The sequence below is a fragment of the Paracoccus saliphilus genome (assembly GCF_028553805.1).
GTDB classification, from domain to species: domain Bacteria; phylum Pseudomonadota; class Alphaproteobacteria; order Rhodobacterales; family Rhodobacteraceae; genus Paracoccus; species Paracoccus saliphilus.
The window spans coordinates 3,899,220-3,916,558 of sequence record NZ_CP067140.1; the positions used below are offsets into that span (position 1 = coordinate 3,899,220).

General features: G+C 61.6%; 18 protein-coding genes. 11 read left to right on the forward strand and 7 right to left on the reverse strand.

The genetic code is table 11. The features are described 5' to 3' along the window. The first annotated feature begins 96 nt into the window (after positions 1 to 96). Complete coding sequence (locus JHX88_RS18670; RefSeq protein WP_076528175.1) at positions 97 to 435, forward strand: P-II family nitrogen regulator; 339 nt, start codon at positions 97 to 99, stop codon at positions 433 to 435. 72 nt (positions 436 to 507) lie between these two features. Continuing rightward, positions 508 to 1,914 carry a type I glutamate--ammonia ligase gene (gene glnA / locus JHX88_RS18675; RefSeq protein ID WP_076528173.1) on the forward strand — a complete coding sequence of 469 codons (1,407 nt, stop codon included), beginning with the start codon at positions 508 to 510 and terminating at the stop codon, positions 1,912 to 1,914. Positions 1,915 to 2,174: 260 nt separating this feature from the next. Here the strand turns inward: glnA and arsJ are convergent, their stop codons facing one another. The 4 genes from arsJ to parC all read right to left on the reverse strand — a co-directional run bounded on the left by arsJ (position 2,175) and on the right by parC (position 7,925). After that, positions 2,175 to 3,383, reverse strand: a complete 1,209-nt coding sequence (arsJ, locus tag JHX88_RS18680) for an organoarsenical effux MFS transporter ArsJ (protein ID WP_084203295.1) — start codon at positions 3,381 to 3,383, stop codon at positions 2,175 to 2,177. A gap of 65 nt (positions 3,384 to 3,448) precedes the next feature. After that, positions 3,449 to 4,450: an ArsJ-associated glyceraldehyde-3-phosphate dehydrogenase gene (locus JHX88_RS18685; protein ID WP_076529225.1), complete on the reverse strand. Its 1,002-nt coding sequence runs from the start codon at positions 4,448 to 4,450 to the stop codon at positions 3,449 to 3,451. Continuing rightward, on the reverse strand, positions 4,447 to 5,286 hold the full coding sequence (locus JHX88_RS18690; protein WP_272848104.1) for an arsenate reductase/protein-tyrosine-phosphatase family protein: 840 nt from the start codon (positions 5,284 to 5,286) through the stop codon (positions 4,447 to 4,449). Before JHX88_RS18690 ends, JHX88_RS18685 begins: the two co-directional genes overlap by 4 nt. 416 nt (positions 5,287 to 5,702) lie before the next feature. Continuing rightward, complete coding sequence (gene parC / locus JHX88_RS18695) at positions 5,703 to 7,925, reverse strand: DNA topoisomerase IV subunit A (RefSeq protein WP_076527385.1); 2,223 nt, start codon at positions 7,923 to 7,925, stop codon at positions 5,703 to 5,705. A 145-nt stretch (positions 7,926 to 8,070) separates the two neighbouring features. On the opposite strand from parC, the gene JHX88_RS18700 reads away from it, so the two are divergent. The 9 genes from JHX88_RS18700 (at position 8,071) to betC (ending at position 15,569) form a co-directional block, all read left to right on the forward strand. Next, complete coding sequence (locus JHX88_RS18700) at positions 8,071 to 8,595, forward strand: SH3 domain-containing protein (protein WP_176011478.1); 525 nt, start codon at positions 8,071 to 8,073, stop codon at positions 8,593 to 8,595. After that, positions 8,585 to 9,418, forward strand: a complete 834-nt coding sequence (locus JHX88_RS18705; RefSeq protein ID WP_272848105.1) for an SDR family NAD(P)-dependent oxidoreductase — start codon at positions 8,585 to 8,587, stop codon at positions 9,416 to 9,418. Before JHX88_RS18700 ends, JHX88_RS18705 begins: the two co-directional genes overlap by 11 nt. A gap of 24 nt (positions 9,419 to 9,442) precedes the next feature. Continuing rightward, complete coding sequence (locus JHX88_RS18710; RefSeq protein ID WP_076527363.1) at positions 9,443 to 9,643, forward strand: twin transmembrane helix small protein; 201 nt, start codon at positions 9,443 to 9,445, stop codon at positions 9,641 to 9,643. After that, positions 9,643 to 10,215, forward strand: coding sequence for a cob(I)yrinic acid a,c-diamide adenosyltransferase (locus JHX88_RS18715; RefSeq protein ID WP_076527362.1), 573 nt, complete (start codon positions 9,643 to 9,645; stop codon positions 10,213 to 10,215). The genes JHX88_RS18710 and JHX88_RS18715 overlap by 1 nt, the downstream gene beginning before the upstream one ends. Before the next feature lie 112 nt (positions 10,216 to 10,327). After that, on the forward strand, positions 10,328 to 11,086 hold the full coding sequence (locus tag JHX88_RS18720; protein ID WP_076527361.1) for an electron transfer flavoprotein subunit beta/FixA family protein: 759 nt from the start codon (positions 10,328 to 10,330) through the stop codon (positions 11,084 to 11,086). Next, positions 11,086 to 12,012 (forward strand): electron transfer flavoprotein subunit alpha/FixB family protein, encoded by a 927-nt coding sequence (locus tag JHX88_RS18725; protein ID WP_076527360.1) that lies wholly within the window; start codon positions 11,086 to 11,088, stop codon positions 12,010 to 12,012. The genes JHX88_RS18720 and JHX88_RS18725 overlap by 1 nt, the downstream gene beginning before the upstream one ends. Before the next feature lie 173 nt (positions 12,013 to 12,185). Beyond that, complete coding sequence (locus JHX88_RS18730; RefSeq protein ID WP_076527359.1) at positions 12,186 to 13,061, forward strand: 3-hydroxybutyryl-CoA dehydrogenase; 876 nt, start codon at positions 12,186 to 12,188, stop codon at positions 13,059 to 13,061. 73 nt (positions 13,062 to 13,134) lie between these two features. Further along, a complete protein-coding gene (choX, locus tag JHX88_RS18735) occupies positions 13,135 to 14,079 on the forward strand; it encodes a choline ABC transporter substrate-binding protein (protein WP_076527358.1) in 945 nt (314 codons plus the stop codon). A gap of 20 nt (positions 14,080 to 14,099) precedes the next feature. After that, on the forward strand, positions 14,100 to 15,569 hold the full coding sequence (gene betC / locus JHX88_RS18740; protein WP_076527384.1) for a choline-sulfatase: 1,470 nt from the start codon (positions 14,100 to 14,102) through the stop codon (positions 15,567 to 15,569). Positions 15,570 to 15,610: 41 nt separating this feature from the next. Here the strand turns inward: betC and JHX88_RS18745 are convergent, their stop codons facing one another. From JHX88_RS18745 to JHX88_RS18755, 3 genes are all read right to left on the reverse strand, one after another. Then, positions 15,611 to 16,015 carry a DUF2852 domain-containing protein gene (locus tag JHX88_RS18745; RefSeq protein WP_084203239.1) on the reverse strand — a complete coding sequence of 135 codons (405 nt, stop codon included), beginning with the start codon at positions 16,013 to 16,015 and terminating at the stop codon, positions 15,611 to 15,613. A 115-nt stretch (positions 16,016 to 16,130) separates the two neighbouring features. Beyond that, the gene (locus JHX88_RS18750; RefSeq protein ID WP_141225890.1) at positions 16,131 to 16,634 is read right to left on the reverse strand and encodes a hypothetical protein; all 504 of its coding nucleotides are present in this window, start codon (positions 16,632 to 16,634) and stop codon (positions 16,131 to 16,133) included. A gap of 85 nt (positions 16,635 to 16,719) precedes the next feature. Then, positions 16,720 to 17,337: a TetR/AcrR family transcriptional regulator gene (locus tag JHX88_RS18755; protein WP_076527356.1), complete on the reverse strand. Its 618-nt coding sequence runs from the start codon at positions 17,335 to 17,337 to the stop codon at positions 16,720 to 16,722. Positions 17,338 to 17,339: the final 2 nt, after the last annotated feature.

Consider the following 17,339-nt stretch of genomic DNA (forward strand, 5'->3'; position numbering starts at 1 on the left):
GGTTTCTGCTGCCCGATCCTGAGCGTGCCGCATTTACCCGCGCCATGAAACCCGCCAATCAGGCTTCAGGCAAGCCGCGAGGAAGGATCAATAGCGATGAAAAAGATCGAGGCGATCATCAAGCCGTTCAAACTGGACGACGTGAAAGAGGCGCTGCAGGAAGTGGGCGTGCAGGGGCTGTCGGTCACCGAAGTCAAGGGCTTCGGGCGTCAGAAGGGCCACACGGAACTTTATCGCGGCGCTGAATATGTCGTTGATTTTCTGCCCAAGGTGAAAATCGAGATGGTGCTGCCCGACGATCAGGTCGAATCGGCCATCGACGCCATCGTGGATGCCGCGCGCACCGAGAAGATCGGCGACGGCAAGATTTTCGTGTTGCCCGTCGAACAGGCCATCCGTATCCGGACTGGCGAAACCGGCGACGACGCAGTTTAAGGATAACCCACGACTGATATCTGCGCCCGGCCGTGATGACTGCCGGGCCGCATCTACGAAGAAAGGGAAGAGATGCAGATCAAAGAGGTTTTGAAGCTGATCGAGGACGAAGACGTCGCTTATGTCGATGTCCGTTTCACCGACCCCAAGGGCAAGCTTCAGCATGTGACGCTGGACAAGGATCTGGTGGATGAGGACTTCTTCGAGGAAGGCTTCATGTTCGACGGCAGCTCGATCGCCGGCTGGAAATCGATCGACCAGTCCGACATGAAACTGATCCCGGATACCGCCTCGGCCTATATCGATCCGTTCTATGCCGAAAAGACGCTTTGCGTGCATTGCAACGTGGCAGAGCCGGACACGGGTGAGCCCTATAGCCGCGACCCCCGCGGAACAGCCGTGAAAGCAGAAGCTTACCTGAAATCCTCGGGCATCGGCGATGCCGCCTATTTCGGCCCGGAAGCCGAGTTCTTCCTGTTCGACGACGTGCGTTACTCGGTCACACCGCAAAAAGTGGCCTATGAGATCGACGCCGTTGACGCCGCCTGGAACACCGATTCCGAATACGAGATGGGCAACCAGGGCCATCGCGCCGGACACAAGGGCGGCTATTTCCCGGTCAACCCGGTCGATGCCTGCCAGGATATCCGCGGCGAGATGCTGTCCACGATGAAGCGCATGGGCATGAAGGTGGACAAGCACCACCACGAGGTCGCCTCGGCGCAGCACGAGCTCGGGTTGATCTTCGGTTCGCTGACAGAACAGGCGGACAACCTGCAGAAATACAAATATGTCATCCACAATGTCGCTGCCGCCTATGGCAAGTCGGCCACCTTCATGCCCAAGCCCATGAAGGGCGACAACGGCTCGGGGATGCATGTCAACATGTCGATCTGGAAGGACGGCAAGCCGTTGTTCGCAGGCGACAAATACGCCGATCTCAGCCAAGAGGCGCTGTATTTCATCGGCGGCATCCTAAAACATGCCAAGGCGCTGAACGCGCTGACCAACCCCTCGACCAACAGCTACAAGCGGCTGATCCCGGGCTTCGAGGCACCGGTCCTGCGCGCCTATTCGGCCCGCAACCGTTCCGGCTGCGTGCGGATTCCGTGGACGGAAAGCCCCAAGGCCAAGCGCGTCGAGGCCCGCTTCCCCGACCCGGCGGCGAACCCCTATCTGTGCTTTGCCGCCCTGCTGATGGCCGGGCTGGACGGGATCAAGAACAAGATCGATCCGGGTTCGGCCTCGGACAAGGATCTGTACGATCTGCCGCCGGAAGAACTGGCCGAGATTCCAACCGTTTGCGGCAGCCTGCGCGAAGCGCTGGAAGAGTTGGAGAAGGATATGGACTTCCTGCTGGCGGGCGATGTCTTTACCCGCGATCAGCTGGAAGGCTACATGGAACTGAAATGGGAAGAGGTCTATGCCTACGAGCACACGCCTCACCCGGTCGAGTATCAGCTTTACTACTCGGTCTGATCCGGCGCGGACGGATTAAAGGAAAAGGCGCCTCCCCGGAGGCGCCTTTTTGCATTCCGTGATGCGTTGCATCGCACGGGCAACGGCTGCGTGCGTTGCGTGGTGCAACAGCTGGCCGCGGGACGCGGTTCAGGCCAGAAATTGCTGGGATTTCGCCTGCACAAGCTGTGCACCGGGCGTACACAGGGCGTACACCGGCAGCGAGCGCTATACGGCGTTTTTTCGCAACCCCAGCGGTTTTTACCATTCCGGCGCCGAGGTCAGGTGCCACCATGCCCGGCAGAGCAGGCCGGCTGCAACCGCCCTGCCCCCACCCAACTGAGGGCAATCAGCGCGGCAGCAGTTGCAAGGCAAAGCGCCAGCCCCCCAAGCTGATAGCTGAGCCCCGACAACAGCGTGCCCAGCAACCGGCCAGAGGCATTGGCCATGTAGTAAAACCCCACATCCATCGTCACCCGCCCGGAGGTCGAGAAGGCAAGGATCAGGTAGGAATGCAGCGAGGAATTGACCGCGAAGATGGCCCCAAAGACCAGCAGGCCGATCACGATCGCGGCGGTCAGTCCCGCACCCGGTGCGCCCACGCTCCAGATCAGCACGGCCAAAGCCGCCGGGACGACGAACAGGAACCCGGCCCAACGCCGGGCTTCCCGGATCAATTCCGCCTCCGGGCGTTTTGCGGCCCCGAGCATGCGCGGCGCAGCCGCCTGCACCGCCCCGTAAAGGATCGTCCAGACTGCCATGAATGTGCCGATCATGAAGAAGGCGGCGCGGTTGCCCTCTTCCGACCCGTCGGACAGCACCGCGTAGAAATAGATCGGGATGCCGACGACGAACCACACATCGCGGGCACCGAACAGGAACAACCGCGCTGCCGACAGGCGGTTGATGTTCCGGTCCTTGGAAAACACTTCGCGGAACTTCGCGCCTTTCCTGCCCTGCGGCAGCCCCGCCGGCATCTTCAGCAGCACCGCCAGCAGGATCAACGCCAGCACGGCAGCCATCGCCAGGATCGCGGGCACGAAGCCCAGAACGGCTAGCAGCACCGCCCCAAGCAGGAAGCCCGCCCCCTTCACCGCGTTCTTGGAGCCGGTCAGCAGCGCCACCCACCGAAACAGCCCGCCCTCGCCCGAGGGGGCAAGCAGCTTGACAGCGCTTTTCGCGCTCATCTTGGACAGGTCCTTGGCGACGCCCGACGCACCCTGCACCGCCATGACATAGATAACCGAGGCCCAAAGGCTCCAGCCCGGATCGAGCGCCGCCAGCGCCAGAAGCGCCAGCACCTGAATGCCGAGACCTGCATAAAGCGTCGAGGTCAGGCCGAAACGCGCGGCGATCCAGCCCGCCGACAGGTTCGTGACGATGCCCGCCAACTCATAAAGCAGAAACAGATAGGCCAGCTGCACCGGCGAGAAACCGAGCGTATGGAAATGCAGCAGCACCAGCATCCGCAGGGCGCCATCGGTCAGCATGAAGGCCCAATAGGCGGCGGTCACGGTGATATAGGCGGTAAGCCCCTCGGGCCGGGCTGCGGCACTCACAGCGACGCCCCGACCATGCGCGCGACATCGACCAGCCTATGGGCATAGCCCATCTCGTTGTCATACCACGCGTAAATCTTGACCTGCGTCCCCGCGACAACCATCGTCGACGGCCCGTCCACGATGCTCGACCTTGTGTCATTCACGTAATCGGCCGAGACCAGCGGGCGGTCCTCGAAGCCAAGGATGCCTTGCAGCGGCCCCTCGGCGGCGGCGCGCAACATCGCGTTGACCTCTTCGGCGCTGGTCTCGCGGGCCACCTCGAACACGCAATCGGTCAGCGAAGCGTTGAGCAGCGGCACCCGCACCGCATGACCGTTCAACCGCCCCTTGAGCTCGGGATAGATCAGCGTGATCGCCGTGGCCGAGCCGGTCGTGGTCGGGATCAACGAATTCAACGCCGAGCGGGCACGCCGTAGATCCTTGGCCGGGCGGTCCACGATGGTTTGTGTATTGGTCACATCATGGATCGTGGTGATCGAGCCGTGGCGGATACCCAGCCCCTCATGGATGACCTTGACCACCGGGGCCAGGCAGTTCGTCGTGCAGCTTGCCGCCGTGACGATGTCATGCCGGGCGGGGTCGTAGGTCGCGTGATTGACGCCATACACGATATTTGCGACCGGCCCATCCTTGACCGGCGCGCTGACAATCACCTTCTTCACCCCGGCGGCGAAATAGGGGGCGAGTTTCGCCTCGCTCTTGAACACCCCGGTGCAATCGATCACCACATCGACCCCACCCAATGGCAAATCCTCGATGCGCTTCACGTTATGCACCGGCAGGCGGGTGCCATTGACGCTGATACTCTTCGCATCGTGGCTGAACTCGGCGGGCCAGCGGCCATGCACACTGTCGAATTCCAGCAGATGGGCGTGCATCTCGGGATCGCCTGTCGCATCGTTGATCCAGGCGATCTCTGCCCCGCTTTCCAGCAGTGGCCGCAGCGCCAGCTTGCCGATCCGGCCAAGCCCGTTCAGCGCATAGGTGACGGTCATTGTGCCTCCAGGTCGCGGGCGATGTCGTCCACGCGATGTTGCAGCGAAATGCGATCAAGGCTGTCCAGCGGCAAGGCGGTAAAGGCGAGGATACGGTTGCGTAAACCGGCATAGGCCTGCTGGAAGGCCAGCCTCTTCTCTGCCTCGGTCCCCTCTGCCTTCACCGGATCGGGCATGCCCCAATGCGCACTGATCGGCTGGCCTGCCCATGCCGGGCATTCCTCGTTCGCGGCACGGTCGCAGACGGTGAACACGAAATCCATGACTGGCGCATCATCCCCTTGGAACTCGGCGATATTCTTGGCCCGCAGGGCGCTGATGTCATGCCCCTTGTGATCGAGCATCTCGACGGCGAACGGGTTCAGTTCGGAATAGGGATATGTGCCGGCGGAATAGGCGTTGAAACGGTCCCCGGCCTCGAAGCGCAGGATCGATTCGCCAAAGATCGAGCGGGCGGAATTGCCCGTGCAGATGAACAGGACATTGTATTTCCGATCGGACATGGGTCTTTCTCCGGAAAGGGTGGGTTGAATGAATGGCTGGCAAAGGTCGGGGCGGCCACGGCAGCAATCTGCGACCAGGTAGCCGATCAGCGCCGCGGATTGCCTGATCTCGGCACGGTAAAGCAATGATCGGCCCTCGCGGGCCTGCGAGATCAACCCGGCCGCGCGCAGCGAGGCCAGGTAGGATGACAGGGTGTTCTGTCGCGCATCGATTGCCTCGGCCAGCTCTCCGGCGGAAACTTGGTCGGGATAGCGCCGCACCAGCAGGCGGAACAGGGCCAGCCGTTGCGGATGGGCGAGCGAGGCGAGCTGATCTATGCGATTCGTATCCATATTTCGAGAATATTCGATATATTTGGATTGGCAAGCTCGTTTCTTGAACAGGTCGCACGCTATCGGCTGCGGGGGATGGTTGCGTCCCGCGATGGCCGGGGGCGCTGCCCCCGGACCCCCGGGATATTTCCATGAAGAAGAAATATCAGAATCTGAGAAGCTTCAACCTGCTCTAATCGCCCGACGGCCGCCCAAGCGAGCGCTACGTCCCGGTTAATCCAGAAGAAACAGTTTTTTCACCAAGCGTTCACAGATTACGTAGCGTCAGCCACGCAACAGGCGCAATCTGTGTACGTTCTGTGTACAGGTTGTGTACGCGCGGTGTACGCATTGTGCGGCCAAAATCCCAGCATTTGCTGTGTCAATCGCATGATCAATTGCGCACGCCCGCAACAGCGACGCACGCTGCTGTTGCGTCAGGCGAATTTATTGTCGCGCGGGAACCCACGTGGCGCCATCCGGCCCGCCCCGGCACGCTTGCCCAGCCATTCACCAAGATCGCTTTCGGTGCGCGTCTTGCCGCCCGTCATAGGCCAGCTCAGCCCGTCGGTCAGGGTCAGGCAGATCGCGTCCGACAACCCGCCATCCTTGTATTTCTGCAACCGAACGCCCTTGCCGCGACCCATCTCGGGCAGCTCATCCAGCGGAAACACCAGCATTTTCCGGTTCTCGCCCACCACTGCGACATGATCGCCGCTGACCGGCCTGCACAGCAGCGCCTCGCCATTCAGGACCTGCTTGCCGGTCTTGGTTTGCGCCAGGATATCGCCCGATTGCACCACGAATCCGTTGCCCTCTTTCGAAGCCACCAGGTATTTCTCGCCCTCGCGCCACGGGAAGACCGAGATCACCTCGGCCTCATTGGGCAGATCGACCATCAGCCGCAGCGGCTCTCCCATCCCGCGACCTCCGGGCAAGCCATTGGCGGGCAAGGTATAAAAACGTCCGTTCGAGGCGAACACCATCAGCTTGTCGGTGGTCTCGGCATGCAGCGCAAGGCCCGGCCCGTCGCCATCCTTGAACTTCAGTTCGGCATCCAGCGGCTGATGCCCTTTCATCGCCCGGATCCAGCCCATCTTCGACAGAATGATGGTCAGCGGTTCGCGTTCGATCATGGCGTCCATGTCGATCGGCGCAACATCCTCGGCCTCGGTGATCTGCGTGCGGCGCTGACCTTCGGGCGTTGATTTTCCAAGGAGATTCCGCACCTCTTTCAGCTGGTCCGCGATCCGCGCCCATTGCGCGCCCTCATCGGCCAGCATCGCTTCCAGCCCCTCGCGCTCTTCCAGCAGGTTGTCGCGCTCAGCCCGCAGCTCGATCTCTTCCAACTTGCGCAATGCGCGCAGGCGCATGTTCAGGATCGCTTCGACCTGCACATCGCTGAGACCGAATTCGGCCATCATGATCTTCTTGGGCTCGTCCTCGTTGCGGATGATCTCGATCACCCGGTCAAGGTTCAGATAGGCGATCAGGTACCCTTCCAGCACCTCCAGCCGCGCGGCGATCTTCTGCAGCCGGAAATTCGCGCGCCGGACCAGCACCTCGCGGCGGTGATCGAGAAACGCCCGCAGAACCTCCTTGAGGCTGCAGACCTTGGGTACCCGCCCGTCGATCAGCACGTTCATGTTCAGGCTGAAACGGACCTCGAGATCGCTGACCTTGTACAGGGCCGCCATCAGTTGGTCGGGATTCACGCTGCGCGATTTCGGCTCCAGCAGGATGCGGACATCTTCGGTGGATTCATCGCGCACATCGGCGAGAATCGGGATCTTGCGGGTCTGGATCAGCTCGGCAAGCCGTTCAATCAACTTGGATTTCTGGACCTGGTAGGGAATCTCGGTGACCACGATCTGCCATTGGCCGCGGCCCAGATCCTCCTGCTCCCAACGGGCACGAACCCGGAAGGCCCCGCGGCCGGTCCGGTAGGTCTCGGCAATCGATTCGCGGCTTTCGACGACCACCCCGCCGGTCGGGAAATCCGGTCCCTGGATGATCCCGGCGAGCGTGTCGTCACGCGCATCGGGCGTCTTGATCAAATGCAGGCAGGCGTCGATTACCTCGTGCAGGTTATGCGGCGGGACATTCGTCGCCATCCCCACCGCGATCCCCGATGCGCCATTTGCCAGCAGGTTCGGAAAGGCCGAGGGCAGTACCACGGGCTCGGTCAGGGTGCCGTCGTAATTGGGCCGGAAATCGACCGAATCCTCGGCCAGACCGTCCATCAGCGCCTCGGAGGTCATCGCCAGCCGCGCCTCGGTATAACGGGCGGCGGCGGGGTTATCGCCGTCGATATTGCCGAAATTGCCCTGCCCGTCGACCAGCGGGTAGCGCATCGCGAAATCCTGGGCCAGGCGCGCCATGGCGTCATAGATCGCCGCATCGCCGTGCGGATGGTAATTGCCCATCACGTCGCCGGTGATCTTGGCGGATTTGCGGAAGGCGCCATTCGGAGACAATCGCAATTCGCGCATCGCGTAAAGGATGCGGCGATGCACCGGCTTCAGCCCGTCGCGCGCGTCGGGCAAGGCACGATTCATGATCGTGGACAGAGCATAGGTCAGGTAGCGCTCGCCGATTGCGCGGCTGAGCGGCTCGGCCTGGGTGTTCCGTTCGGGGTCGATTGGCAGATCATCTGACATGTCGCTTGGATAGGCCGACGCGCGCCGGCGGTCCAGACGGAAATTCATACCGGGAACATCCTGCCGGATATTGGCGTTGGGAGCGCGAATAAGGTAACGAAGCCGTTACGGGCCAACAAGGAATTATGGCAGCGGAATGATACGATTGTTTTTTTTATTGGTAACGACACTGGCGGTGATTCTCATCGGGCTGTCGGTTTACGGCACGGGCAACCTGCGTACAGAAAATCAGCCGAGCGAAACCGAACAGGCCGCATCGCAAGAGAGCGGAATCGCAACGGACCTCTTGCCCGACCTTTCCAAAGCACCCGAATCGAACGGCGCGGATGGCGCACCTCCCGCCGATCTTGTTCAGGCGGCCGCGCAAACCCCTGAACGCGTGCAGAAGTTCCCCGGCCCGGAGTTGCGCCCATCGCCTGAATATGCAGGCGAAACCCCGGATCAGGCCGCGCCACCCGCGGATGCGGAAGGGCCGATCCTCTACATCACCGGCTCACGGGTGAATTTCCGCTCGGGGCCGTCTACCGGTGACCGGGTGATCGGCGCACTGAATGGTGGCGCGGCAGTCGAGGCCCTGGGGCCGAACGACGGTGACTGGGTGCATATCCGCGATATGGATGGGCGCATCGGCTACATGTCGGGACAGTTCCTGTCCCCCGATGCCCCGTAACGGGATGGCAAGACGGGTTCTCATCACTGGCTGCTCCTCTGGTATCGGGCTGGATGCAGCGCGGCGGATGCAGGCCGAGGGCTGGCAGGTCATCGCCACCTGCCGCAAGGACGAGGATATCGCCGCCCGCCGGTCCGAGGGGATGCAATGCCATCACCTGGAACTTGCCGATCCCGACAGCGTCGCGGAACTGGCGGACCGGGTATTGGCGGATGGCCCTCTGAACGCGCTGGTCAACAATGCCGCTTTCGCCCTGCCCGGCGCGGTCGAGGACATGCCGCGCGGTGCCTTGCGCGCAATTTTCGAGGCCAACCTTTTCGGCACCCATGACCTGACCGTCCGGCTCATCCCGCATTTCCGAGAAAATGGCGGACGGATCGTGAATATCAGTTCGGTCCTCGGATTGGTCGGCATCCCATGGCGCGGCCCCTACGTCGCAACCAAGTTCGCGCTGGAAGGGCTGACGGATGTGCTGCGACTGGAAATGCGGGGAACCGGCGTTCAGGTCGTTCTGATCGAGCCCGGCCCGGTCACCAGCCGGATTCGCGAAAACGCCATCCCGCATTTCGAGCGATGGGTGAACTGGCAGGATAGCGCAAGGGCGGATCAATATCGCGCCAACCTACTGAAACGGCTCTACGAACCAAGCGGCAAGGATCGTTTCGAACTACCCGCTTCGGCCGTCAGCGACCGAATCCTGCAGGCACTGACAGCGGCCAATCCCGCCCCACGCTATTATGTCACAACACCGACCTGGATTTCCGGGATCGGCCGCAGGCTTTTACCGACCCGCGCACTGGACTGGTTCGCGCGCCGCAGCTAGGCTCGCGCGGGAAAGGCGGTTCCCATGCAAGACAAACCCCTCTTCTTTCTCGTCATCCTCGCGGGGCTGGTGGTCTTGGCCATTCTGGCAACCGGGATCGGCGGCTTCGCCCGCGGCGGCGAGTTCAATCGCAAGCACGGCAACCGGCTGATGCGCTGGCGGATCATCGCGCAGGCGATCGCCGTCGCGCTGATCATGTTGTTTATCTGGATGAGGTCCTCCTGATGGTCGTTCTGAACAAGATCTATACCCGCACCGGCGACAAGGGCGACACGGCGCTCTCCGATGGCAGCCGCGTCGCCAAGCACGATCCCCGCGTCGAAGCCTATGGCACCGTGGACGAGTTGAATGCGACGCTCGGATTGTGTCGCCTTCATGCCGCCGACCAACTGGCTGCAAGGCTGTCGGTCATCCAGAACGATCTGTTCGACCTGGGCGCCGACCTGGCCCGCCCGAACATGGAGGCGGACGATCAGGCGGGTTATCCGGTTCTGCGAATCATTCAATCGCAAGTGGAACGGCTGGAACAGGAAATCGATGAGATGAACGCCGATCTGCAACCGTTGCGCAGTTTCATCCTGCCGGGCGGCTCGGTGCTGGCCTCGCATCTGCACCTGTCGCGCACCGTGGCCCGCCGGGCCGAGCGTTGCGCGACCGAACTGGCCCGGAACGGCGACGTCAATCAGGCGGCGGTACGCTATCTCAACCGCTTGTCGGATTGGCTCTTCGTGGCCGCCCGTCAGGCGAATGGGGGCGGCACCGAGGATGTGCTGTGGGTCCCCGGGGCCAGCCGTTAGCGGATGACAGCCGCAAACGTCGCGTCGGATGGCGTTTTTATACTGTAAATCCGCAGAATCTGTCGATAACACTGCCCCCCGACAGATGACGCAAACTAAGGGAGAGAGGCCGATGAAGGTTCTCGTGCCGGTCAAGCGCGTAATCGACTACAACGTGAAAGCCCGCGTGAAGGCGGACGGATCGGGTGTCGATCTTGCGAATGTTAAGATGTCGATGAACCCGTTCGACGAGATCGCCGTGGAAGAGGCGATCCGCCTGAAGGAAAAGGGTGTGGCCGAAGAGGTCGTCGCCGTGTCCATCGGCGTGAAACAGGCGGCCGAGACGCTGCGCACCGCGCTCGCCATGGGCGCAGATCGCGCCATCCTGGTGGTTGCCGCCGATGACGTTCACCAGGATATCGAGCCGCTGGCGGTTGCCAAGATCCTCAAGGCCGTGATCGACGAGGAAAGCCCCAGGCTGGTCATCGCCGGCAAGCAGGCCATCGACAACGACATGAACGCCACCGGGCAGATGCTCTCGGCGCTGTTGGGCTGGAGCCAGGCCACCTTCGCCTCGAAGATCGAAATCGAGGGCGAAGCCGCCAAGGTCACCCGTGAAGTCGATGGCGGGTTGCAGACCATCGAAGTCAAGCTGCCTGCCATCGTGACGGCCGACCTGCGCCTGAACGAGCCGCGCTATGCTTCGCTGCCCAACATCATGAAGGCCAAGAAGAAACCGCTCGATGAAAAGACGGCGGCGGATTACGGCGTCGATGTGACCCCACGCCTCGAGATCGTCTCGACCGGCGAGCCCGAGGGCCGCAAGGCCGGGATCAAGGTCGAATCGGTCGATGAACTGGTATCGAAACTGAAAGAAGCGGGGGTTGTGTAATGGCTGTTCTGCTATTGGGAGAAGTGACCGGCGGTGAATTGAACCGCGACGCTACCTCGAAAGCCGTGGGCGCTGTGAAATCGCTCGGCGATGTGACGGTGCTCTGTGCCGGATCGGCGGCCAAGGATGCCGCGCAGGAAGCCGCTAAAATCGACGGCGTCGCCAAGGTACTGGTCGCCGAGGATGACCGCTACGGCCATCGTCTGGCCGAACCGACGGCAGCGCTGCTGGTCAGCTTGGCGGGCGATTACGATCATATCGTCGCACCGGCCACCACCGACGCCAAGAACATCATGCCGCGCGTTGCGGCGCTGCTGGATGCGATGGTGATCTCGGATGTTTCGGCCGTGATCGATGCGGATACGTTCGAGCGCCCGGTCTATGCCGGCAACGCGATCCAGACGGTAAAATCGAAGGATGCCAAGAAGGTGCTGACCGTCCGCACCGCGAGCTTTGACGCGGCAGGCGAAGGCGGCCCGGCACCTGTCGAGGACGCCACTCTGGCGGATGATCCGGGCCTGTCGAAATGGGTTGCCGACGAGTTCGCCGAAAGCGACCGTCCGGAACTGACTTCGGCTGGCCGCGTGGTCTCGGGCGGCCGCGGCGTCGGCTCCAAGGACGATTTCGCCATCATCGAGGCTTTGGCCGACAAGCTGGGCGCCGCCGTGGGCGCCTCGCGCGCCGCTGTCGATTCGGGCTACGCGCCGAATGACTGGCAGGTCGGCCAGACCGGCAAGGTTGTCGCGCCTGAACTCTACGTGGCTGTCGGCATCTCCGGTGCGATCCAGCACCTGGCCGGGATGAAGGACTCCAAGGTCATCGTGGCGATCAACAAGGACGAAGAGGCGCCGATCTTCCAGATCGCCGATTACGGTCTGGTTGGCGACCTCTTTAACGTCGTCCCGGAACTGACGGAAAAGCTCTGATCGCTTCTTCTTTGTGAAAATACCTCGGGGGAGGCCAGCCCTCCCGGGCTGGGCGGGGGCAGCGCCCCTCCCTTCTTTGACCACGACCGCCTCCGACCAATCGGGGGCGGTTTTGCATTGCGACACCGGATCGGCCACCCTATCGTCGCGGCGATCAAACAAGAGAGGCGGACATGGCGATTGAAAAGGTAGGCGTGATCGGAGCAGGTCAGATGGGCAACGGCATCGCCCATGTCTTTGCGCTGGCGGGCTTCGAGGTGCTGCTCAATGACATCAGTCAGGACGCCCTGGACAAGGCCGTCGCGCTGATCGACCGCAACCTGGAGCGCCAAGTCAGCCGCGAAAAGATCAGCGCCGAGGACAAGAAGACCGCGATGGGCCGGATCTCGACGACGCTGACCCTCACCGATCTTGGCCAGACCGACCTGGTGATCGAGGCCGCGACCGAGCGCGAGACGGTCAAGCAGGCGATCTTCGAGGATCTGGTGCCGCATCTGAAACCCGACACGATCCTGACATCGAACACCTCGTCGATCTCGATCACCCGGCTGGCCAGCCGCACCGACCGGCCCGAGAAATTCATGGGATTCCACTTCATGAACCCGGTCCCGGTGATGCAACTGGTCGAGCTGATTCGCGGCATCGCAACGGACGAGGCAACCTACAAGGCGCTGCACGAGGTCGTCAGGAAACTGGGCAAGACCGCCGCCTCGGCCGAGGATTTCCCGGCCTTCATCGTGAACCGAATCCTGATGCCGATGATCAACGAGGCGGTCTATACGCTGTATGAAGGCGTGGGCAACGTCAAATCGATCGACGAATCTCTGAAACTGGGCGCCAATCATCCGATGGGACCGCTGGAACTGGCGGATTTCATCGGGCTCGATACCTGCCTTGCGATCATGAACGTGCTGCATGATGGGTTGGCGGACACGAAATACCGCCCCTGCCCGCTTTTGACCAAATATGTCGAGGCTGGCTGGCTTGGTCGCAAGACGGGTCGCGGCTTCTATGATTACCGCGGAGAAACCCCGGTTCCGACACGTTAACTTTTTGGATGAAATCTTGTCGGGAATCTGTCATTGATTGGACAGTCAATCAAAAACCGACGGGAGAAAACCAATGCCGATTCTGAAACGCATGAGCGCCGCGCTGATCCTGACGGTCGGCGCGGCGATACCTGCGATGGCCGATGACCCCGCGACATGCGGCACGGTGCATCTATCCGATCCGGGCTGGACCGATATCACCGCCACGAATGGCGTCGCCGCCGTTGTCCTCTCGGCGCTTGGCTATACGCCCGACATTGCCACGCTGTCCGTCCCGGTGGGCTACGAGGCGCTGAAGAACGGCCAGACCGATGTCTTCCTGGGCAACTGGATGCCCGCGCAGCAGAAATTCCGCGACGACCTAGACGCGACCGGCGATATCGAGGAACTGGTCCAGAACCTCGAAGGCGCAAAATTCACCCTTGCCGTGAACAAGGCCGGCGCCGATGCGGGCGTGGCCGATTTCGCTGATCTCGATGCCCAGAAGGACGCTTTCGAGGGCAAGATCTACGGTATCGAGCCGGGTGCCCCCGCGAACCAATCGATCCAGGCGATGATCGAGTCGGATGAATTCGGGCTCGGAGACTGGGACCTCGTCGAAAGCGGCGAGCAGGCCATGCTCGCGCAAGTAAGCCGGAACGAGGATGCAGGCACACCCACGGTCTTCCTGGCATGGGCTCCGCATCCGATGAACGAAGCGATCGACATCACCTATCTGTCGGGCGGCGACGAACAGTTCGGTCCGGATTTCGGTGGCGCGACCGTGCATACGCTGGCGCGCAAGGAATGGGCTGCCACCTGCCCCAATGCCGCGAAGCTGTTCAGCCAGCTGACCTTCGACATCGGCATGGAGAATGTCCTGATGGGCAAGATCCTCGATGACGGCATGGACGCAAAGGACGCGGCGAAGGAATGGATCGCAGCGAACCCCGATGCGGTCGAACCATGGCTCGACGGCGTTACCACGCTGGACGGTGAACCGGCGGAAGACGCATTGATGGCAGCGGAGGCAGAGTGAAACCGAATATCCTGATCCTGATGGCGGATCAGCTGTCAGGGGTATTGTTCCCCGATGGCCCCGCCTCTTTCCTGCACACCCCGAATCTGAAGAAACTGGCGGAGCGTTCGACACGCTTTGCCAATGCCTATACTGGCAGCCCGCTTTGTGCGCCCGGCCGCGCAAGCTTCATGTCGGGTCAATTGCCCCGTCGAACGCAGGTCTATGACAATGCCGCCGAGTTCGCCTCGGACATCCCGACCTATGCGCATCACCTGCGCCGCGCGGGCTATCAGACCTGCCTGTCGGGCAAGATGCATTTCGTCGGCCCGGACCAGATGCACGGTTTCGAGGAGCGGCTGACGACCGACATCTATCCCGCCGATTTCGGCTGGACGCCGGATTACCGCAAGCCGGGCGAACGGATCGACTGGTGGTATCACAATCTCGGCTCGGTCACCGGGGCGGGTGTGGGCGAAATCAGCAACCAGCTCGAATATGACGACGAGGTTGCCTATAACGCCTGCCGCAAGCTCTATGATCTCGCTCGCGGGGCCGATGAACGCCCCTGGTGCCTGACGGTCAGCTTCACCCATCCGCATGATCCCTATGTCGCGCGGCGCAAGTACTGGGACCTGTACGAGGACGCGCCCGAGTTGTCTCCGCCCGAGGCCGTCGCCTACGAGGACCAGGATCCGCATTCGCAGCGGCTGATGGATGCATCGGACTGGCGGGCCTTCGACATCACCGAGGATCACATCCGCCGGGCGCGGCAGGGCTATTTCGCCAATATCAGCTATATCGACGACAAGATCGGCGAAGTCCTCGACGTGTTGGAAACGACCGGGCAGGAAGCGATCATCCTGTTCGTATCCGATCACGGCGATATGCTGGGCGAGCGCGGCTTGTGGTTCAAGATGAGCTTCTACGAAGGCTCGGCGCGGGTGCCGCTGATGATCTCGGCCCCCTCGATGGCGCCGGGGCGGGTCGATCGACCAGTCAGCACCATCGATGTCCTGCCAACACTCTGCGATCTTGCAGACCTGCCGATGGACGAGATTGCGCCATGGACCGATGGTGAATCCCTGGCCGATGGCGGTGCGGATCGCGGACCGGTCCCGATGGAATACGCGGCGGAAGGCAGTATCACGCCACTGGTCGCGATCCGTGACGGGCGGTGGAAATATATCGCCTGTGACGCCGATCCCGAGATGCTGTTCGATCTGGAGGCCGATCCGGACGAGCGGCAAAATCTGGCCGTCGATCCCGGCCATGCGGATATACTGGCTCGCTTGCGGGAGATGGCACATCAGCGTTGGGATCTGGCGGCATATGATGCCGAGGTGCGGCAATCACAGGCCCGGCGCTGGATCGTCTACGAGGCGTTGCGGAACGGTTCCTACTACCCGTGGGATTACCAACCGCTCATGCAGGCCTCCGAGCGTTACATGCGCAACCACATGGACCTGAACGTTCTGGAAGAGAACCAGAGGTTTCCGCGCGGTGAATAAGCGAAGGGGCCGGTTCTCCCGGCCCCTTTCATCTTGCACGATCAGTGATCGGCCTTGGTGTCGCGCTGCTCCATGAACTGGTCGAACTCTGCCTTGTCCTTGGCTTCACGCAGTTTCTGCAGGAAGCTCATGAACTCGCTGTGTTCGTCCTCCAGTCGCTTCAGCGTTTCATCGCGATAGGTGTCAAAAGCCGAATTTCCGGTCGGCACCGCGTGATAACGGGAACCGTGACTGCGCTTGTTGCATCCGAACATACGTTTACTCCAGATCATATAGGCGAGAAGGGCGAGGCCGATGGGCCAGAAGACGACAAAGCCCAGAATCATGGCGATGAGCCATGCGGCCTTGCCGCGTTCGTCCAGCCAGTCGCGCGCCCGTCCGATAGGCCCCGGACCCGCATTTCGCGGCATTTGATAGTTGGGCAAGCTGTGCGAGGCACTGTGCATTTCCGTGATCCTTCCATGTTAATGTAAATCACATTTACATAGATAGGGGTCGTGATATGCAGGTCAAGAGGTTCTACGGATTTTTTGCCTGAACTCAAATTCGGAGAGCAATCCCTCAACCGTCGCCATCTTCCCAGCCACATTCGCGGCTGTCACGCGGGTAGAGAATAAAGACCGTCGGCTTGTCCATGCCATCGCTGTATCCGGGGCCGTCGGCAATATTGCGGGTCACCGGTCCGGCACATCCGCCCTCGTCATCGTCTCCCGGCAAGGTTTCGAATGTTTCCGCGCGCAAATGACCGGTCGTCAGGCGAAGACGCCCATCTTCCATCAGTTCCGGCTTGACGTGACCTCCGTCGCAATCGATTCCGCAGCTTCCATCCTCCATGTAGCAAGCCGGATATGCCGTAAATTCCCGTGGATCGTCACGGAACAGGATACGCATATGGATGGCGCTAACCCCGGTCTCTTCAATGGTCGTCAGTTTGGCCCTGATATCACGAGCATTCTGTTCTGGATTCGCCTTCAAATGCGCAAGATCATAGGTTCGGCCAAAACAGTCCGAAGCTTCCTTAGCAAAAGCTGTCGCAGCACAGAAGCTGATCACAAGCGATGTCATCAGGATATCACGCATCATTTTCCACCACGGTTTTTGACGGCCTCAACACAAGGCTTGGCCTATAATGGCAAAGCATTTGAACCGATCAATCGTCGGGGATCAGCCCCAACCCACGCAGATAGATGATTACACCGCTTTCCAGCATCTCTGCCGGTTCGACCGGAGCCCGCCTGCCGGGCCTGCCCCTTGAGAACAATTCGACCACGCCATGGCTCATCGCCCAGACATGATTGGCGACCATCCGGGCAGGCGGGCGCTGGCTCTCGGGCAAGCGGCTGGCCAAGGCCTCTGCCGCGCGCAGCAACACGCCTTGCGCCTTCTCGGATGCCTGCGACAATTCAGCGTTCCCGGCAATCGAGATCCCGGACTCGAACATCGCCATGTAATAACCGGGCCGTTCCCGCGCGAAATCCAGGTAAGCCTGCCCCATCCGCAGGAACGCGGTCAGGGTTCGGGGATGACCATCGTCAAAGGCCATGTCCAGCCGTTCGGTGAATTCCAGGAAACCTAGACGCGCGACCTCTTCGATCAGATCATCGCGCCCCTTGAAATGCCGATAAGGTGCGGCAGGCGATACCCCCGCCCGGCGCGCCGCCTCGGACATGGTGAAGGCCTGCGAGCCCAGTTCCTCGATCAGCGCGGCAGTCGCCTCGACCAGCGCTTGCCGCAGATTTCCGTGATGATAGCTCTTGCGGTCAGCCAATT

Coding starts and splice junctions, on each gene's coding strand:
- JHX88_RS18670 (WP_076528175.1), top strand. CDS start 97: ATGAAAAAGATCGAGGCGATCATCAAGCCGTTCAAACTGGACGACGTG.
- glnA (WP_076528173.1), top strand. CDS start 508: ATGCAGATCAAAGAGGTTTTGAAGCTGATCGAGGACGAAGACGTCGCT.
- arsJ (WP_084203295.1), bottom strand. CDS start 3,383: ATGCTGACCGATGGCGCCCTGCGGATGCTGGTGCTGCTGCATTTCCAT.
- JHX88_RS18685 (WP_076529225.1), bottom strand. CDS start 4,450: ATGACCGTCACCTATGCGCTGAACGGGCTTGGCCGGATCGGCAAGCTG.
- JHX88_RS18690 (WP_272848104.1), bottom strand. CDS start 5,286: ATGGATACGAATCGCATAGATCAGCTCGCCTCGCTCGCCCATCCGCAA.
- parC (WP_076527385.1), bottom strand. CDS start 7,925: ATGTCAGATGATCTGCCAATCGACCCCGAACGGAACACCCAGGCCGAG.
- JHX88_RS18705 (WP_272848105.1), top strand. CDS start 8,585: ATGCCCCGTAACGGGATGGCAAGACGGGTTCTCATCACTGGCTGCTCC.
- JHX88_RS18710 (WP_076527363.1), top strand. CDS start 9,443: ATGCAAGACAAACCCCTCTTCTTTCTCGTCATCCTCGCGGGGCTGGTG.
- JHX88_RS18715 (WP_076527362.1), top strand. CDS start 9,643: ATGGTCGTTCTGAACAAGATCTATACCCGCACCGGCGACAAGGGCGAC.
- JHX88_RS18720 (WP_076527361.1), top strand. CDS start 10,328: ATGAAGGTTCTCGTGCCGGTCAAGCGCGTAATCGACTACAACGTGAAA.
- JHX88_RS18725 (WP_076527360.1), top strand. CDS start 11,086: ATGGCTGTTCTGCTATTGGGAGAAGTGACCGGCGGTGAATTGAACCGC.
- JHX88_RS18730 (WP_076527359.1), top strand. CDS start 12,186: ATGGCGATTGAAAAGGTAGGCGTGATCGGAGCAGGTCAGATGGGCAAC.
- choX (WP_076527358.1), top strand. CDS start 13,135: ATGCCGATTCTGAAACGCATGAGCGCCGCGCTGATCCTGACGGTCGGC.
- betC (WP_076527384.1), top strand. CDS start 14,100: ATGGCGGATCAGCTGTCAGGGGTATTGTTCCCCGATGGCCCCGCCTCT.
- JHX88_RS18745 (WP_084203239.1), bottom strand. CDS start 16,015: ATGCACAGTGCCTCGCACAGCTTGCCCAACTATCAAATGCCGCGAAAT.
- JHX88_RS18750 (WP_141225890.1), bottom strand. CDS start 16,634: ATGACATCGCTTGTGATCAGCTTCTGTGCTGCGACAGCTTTTGCTAAG.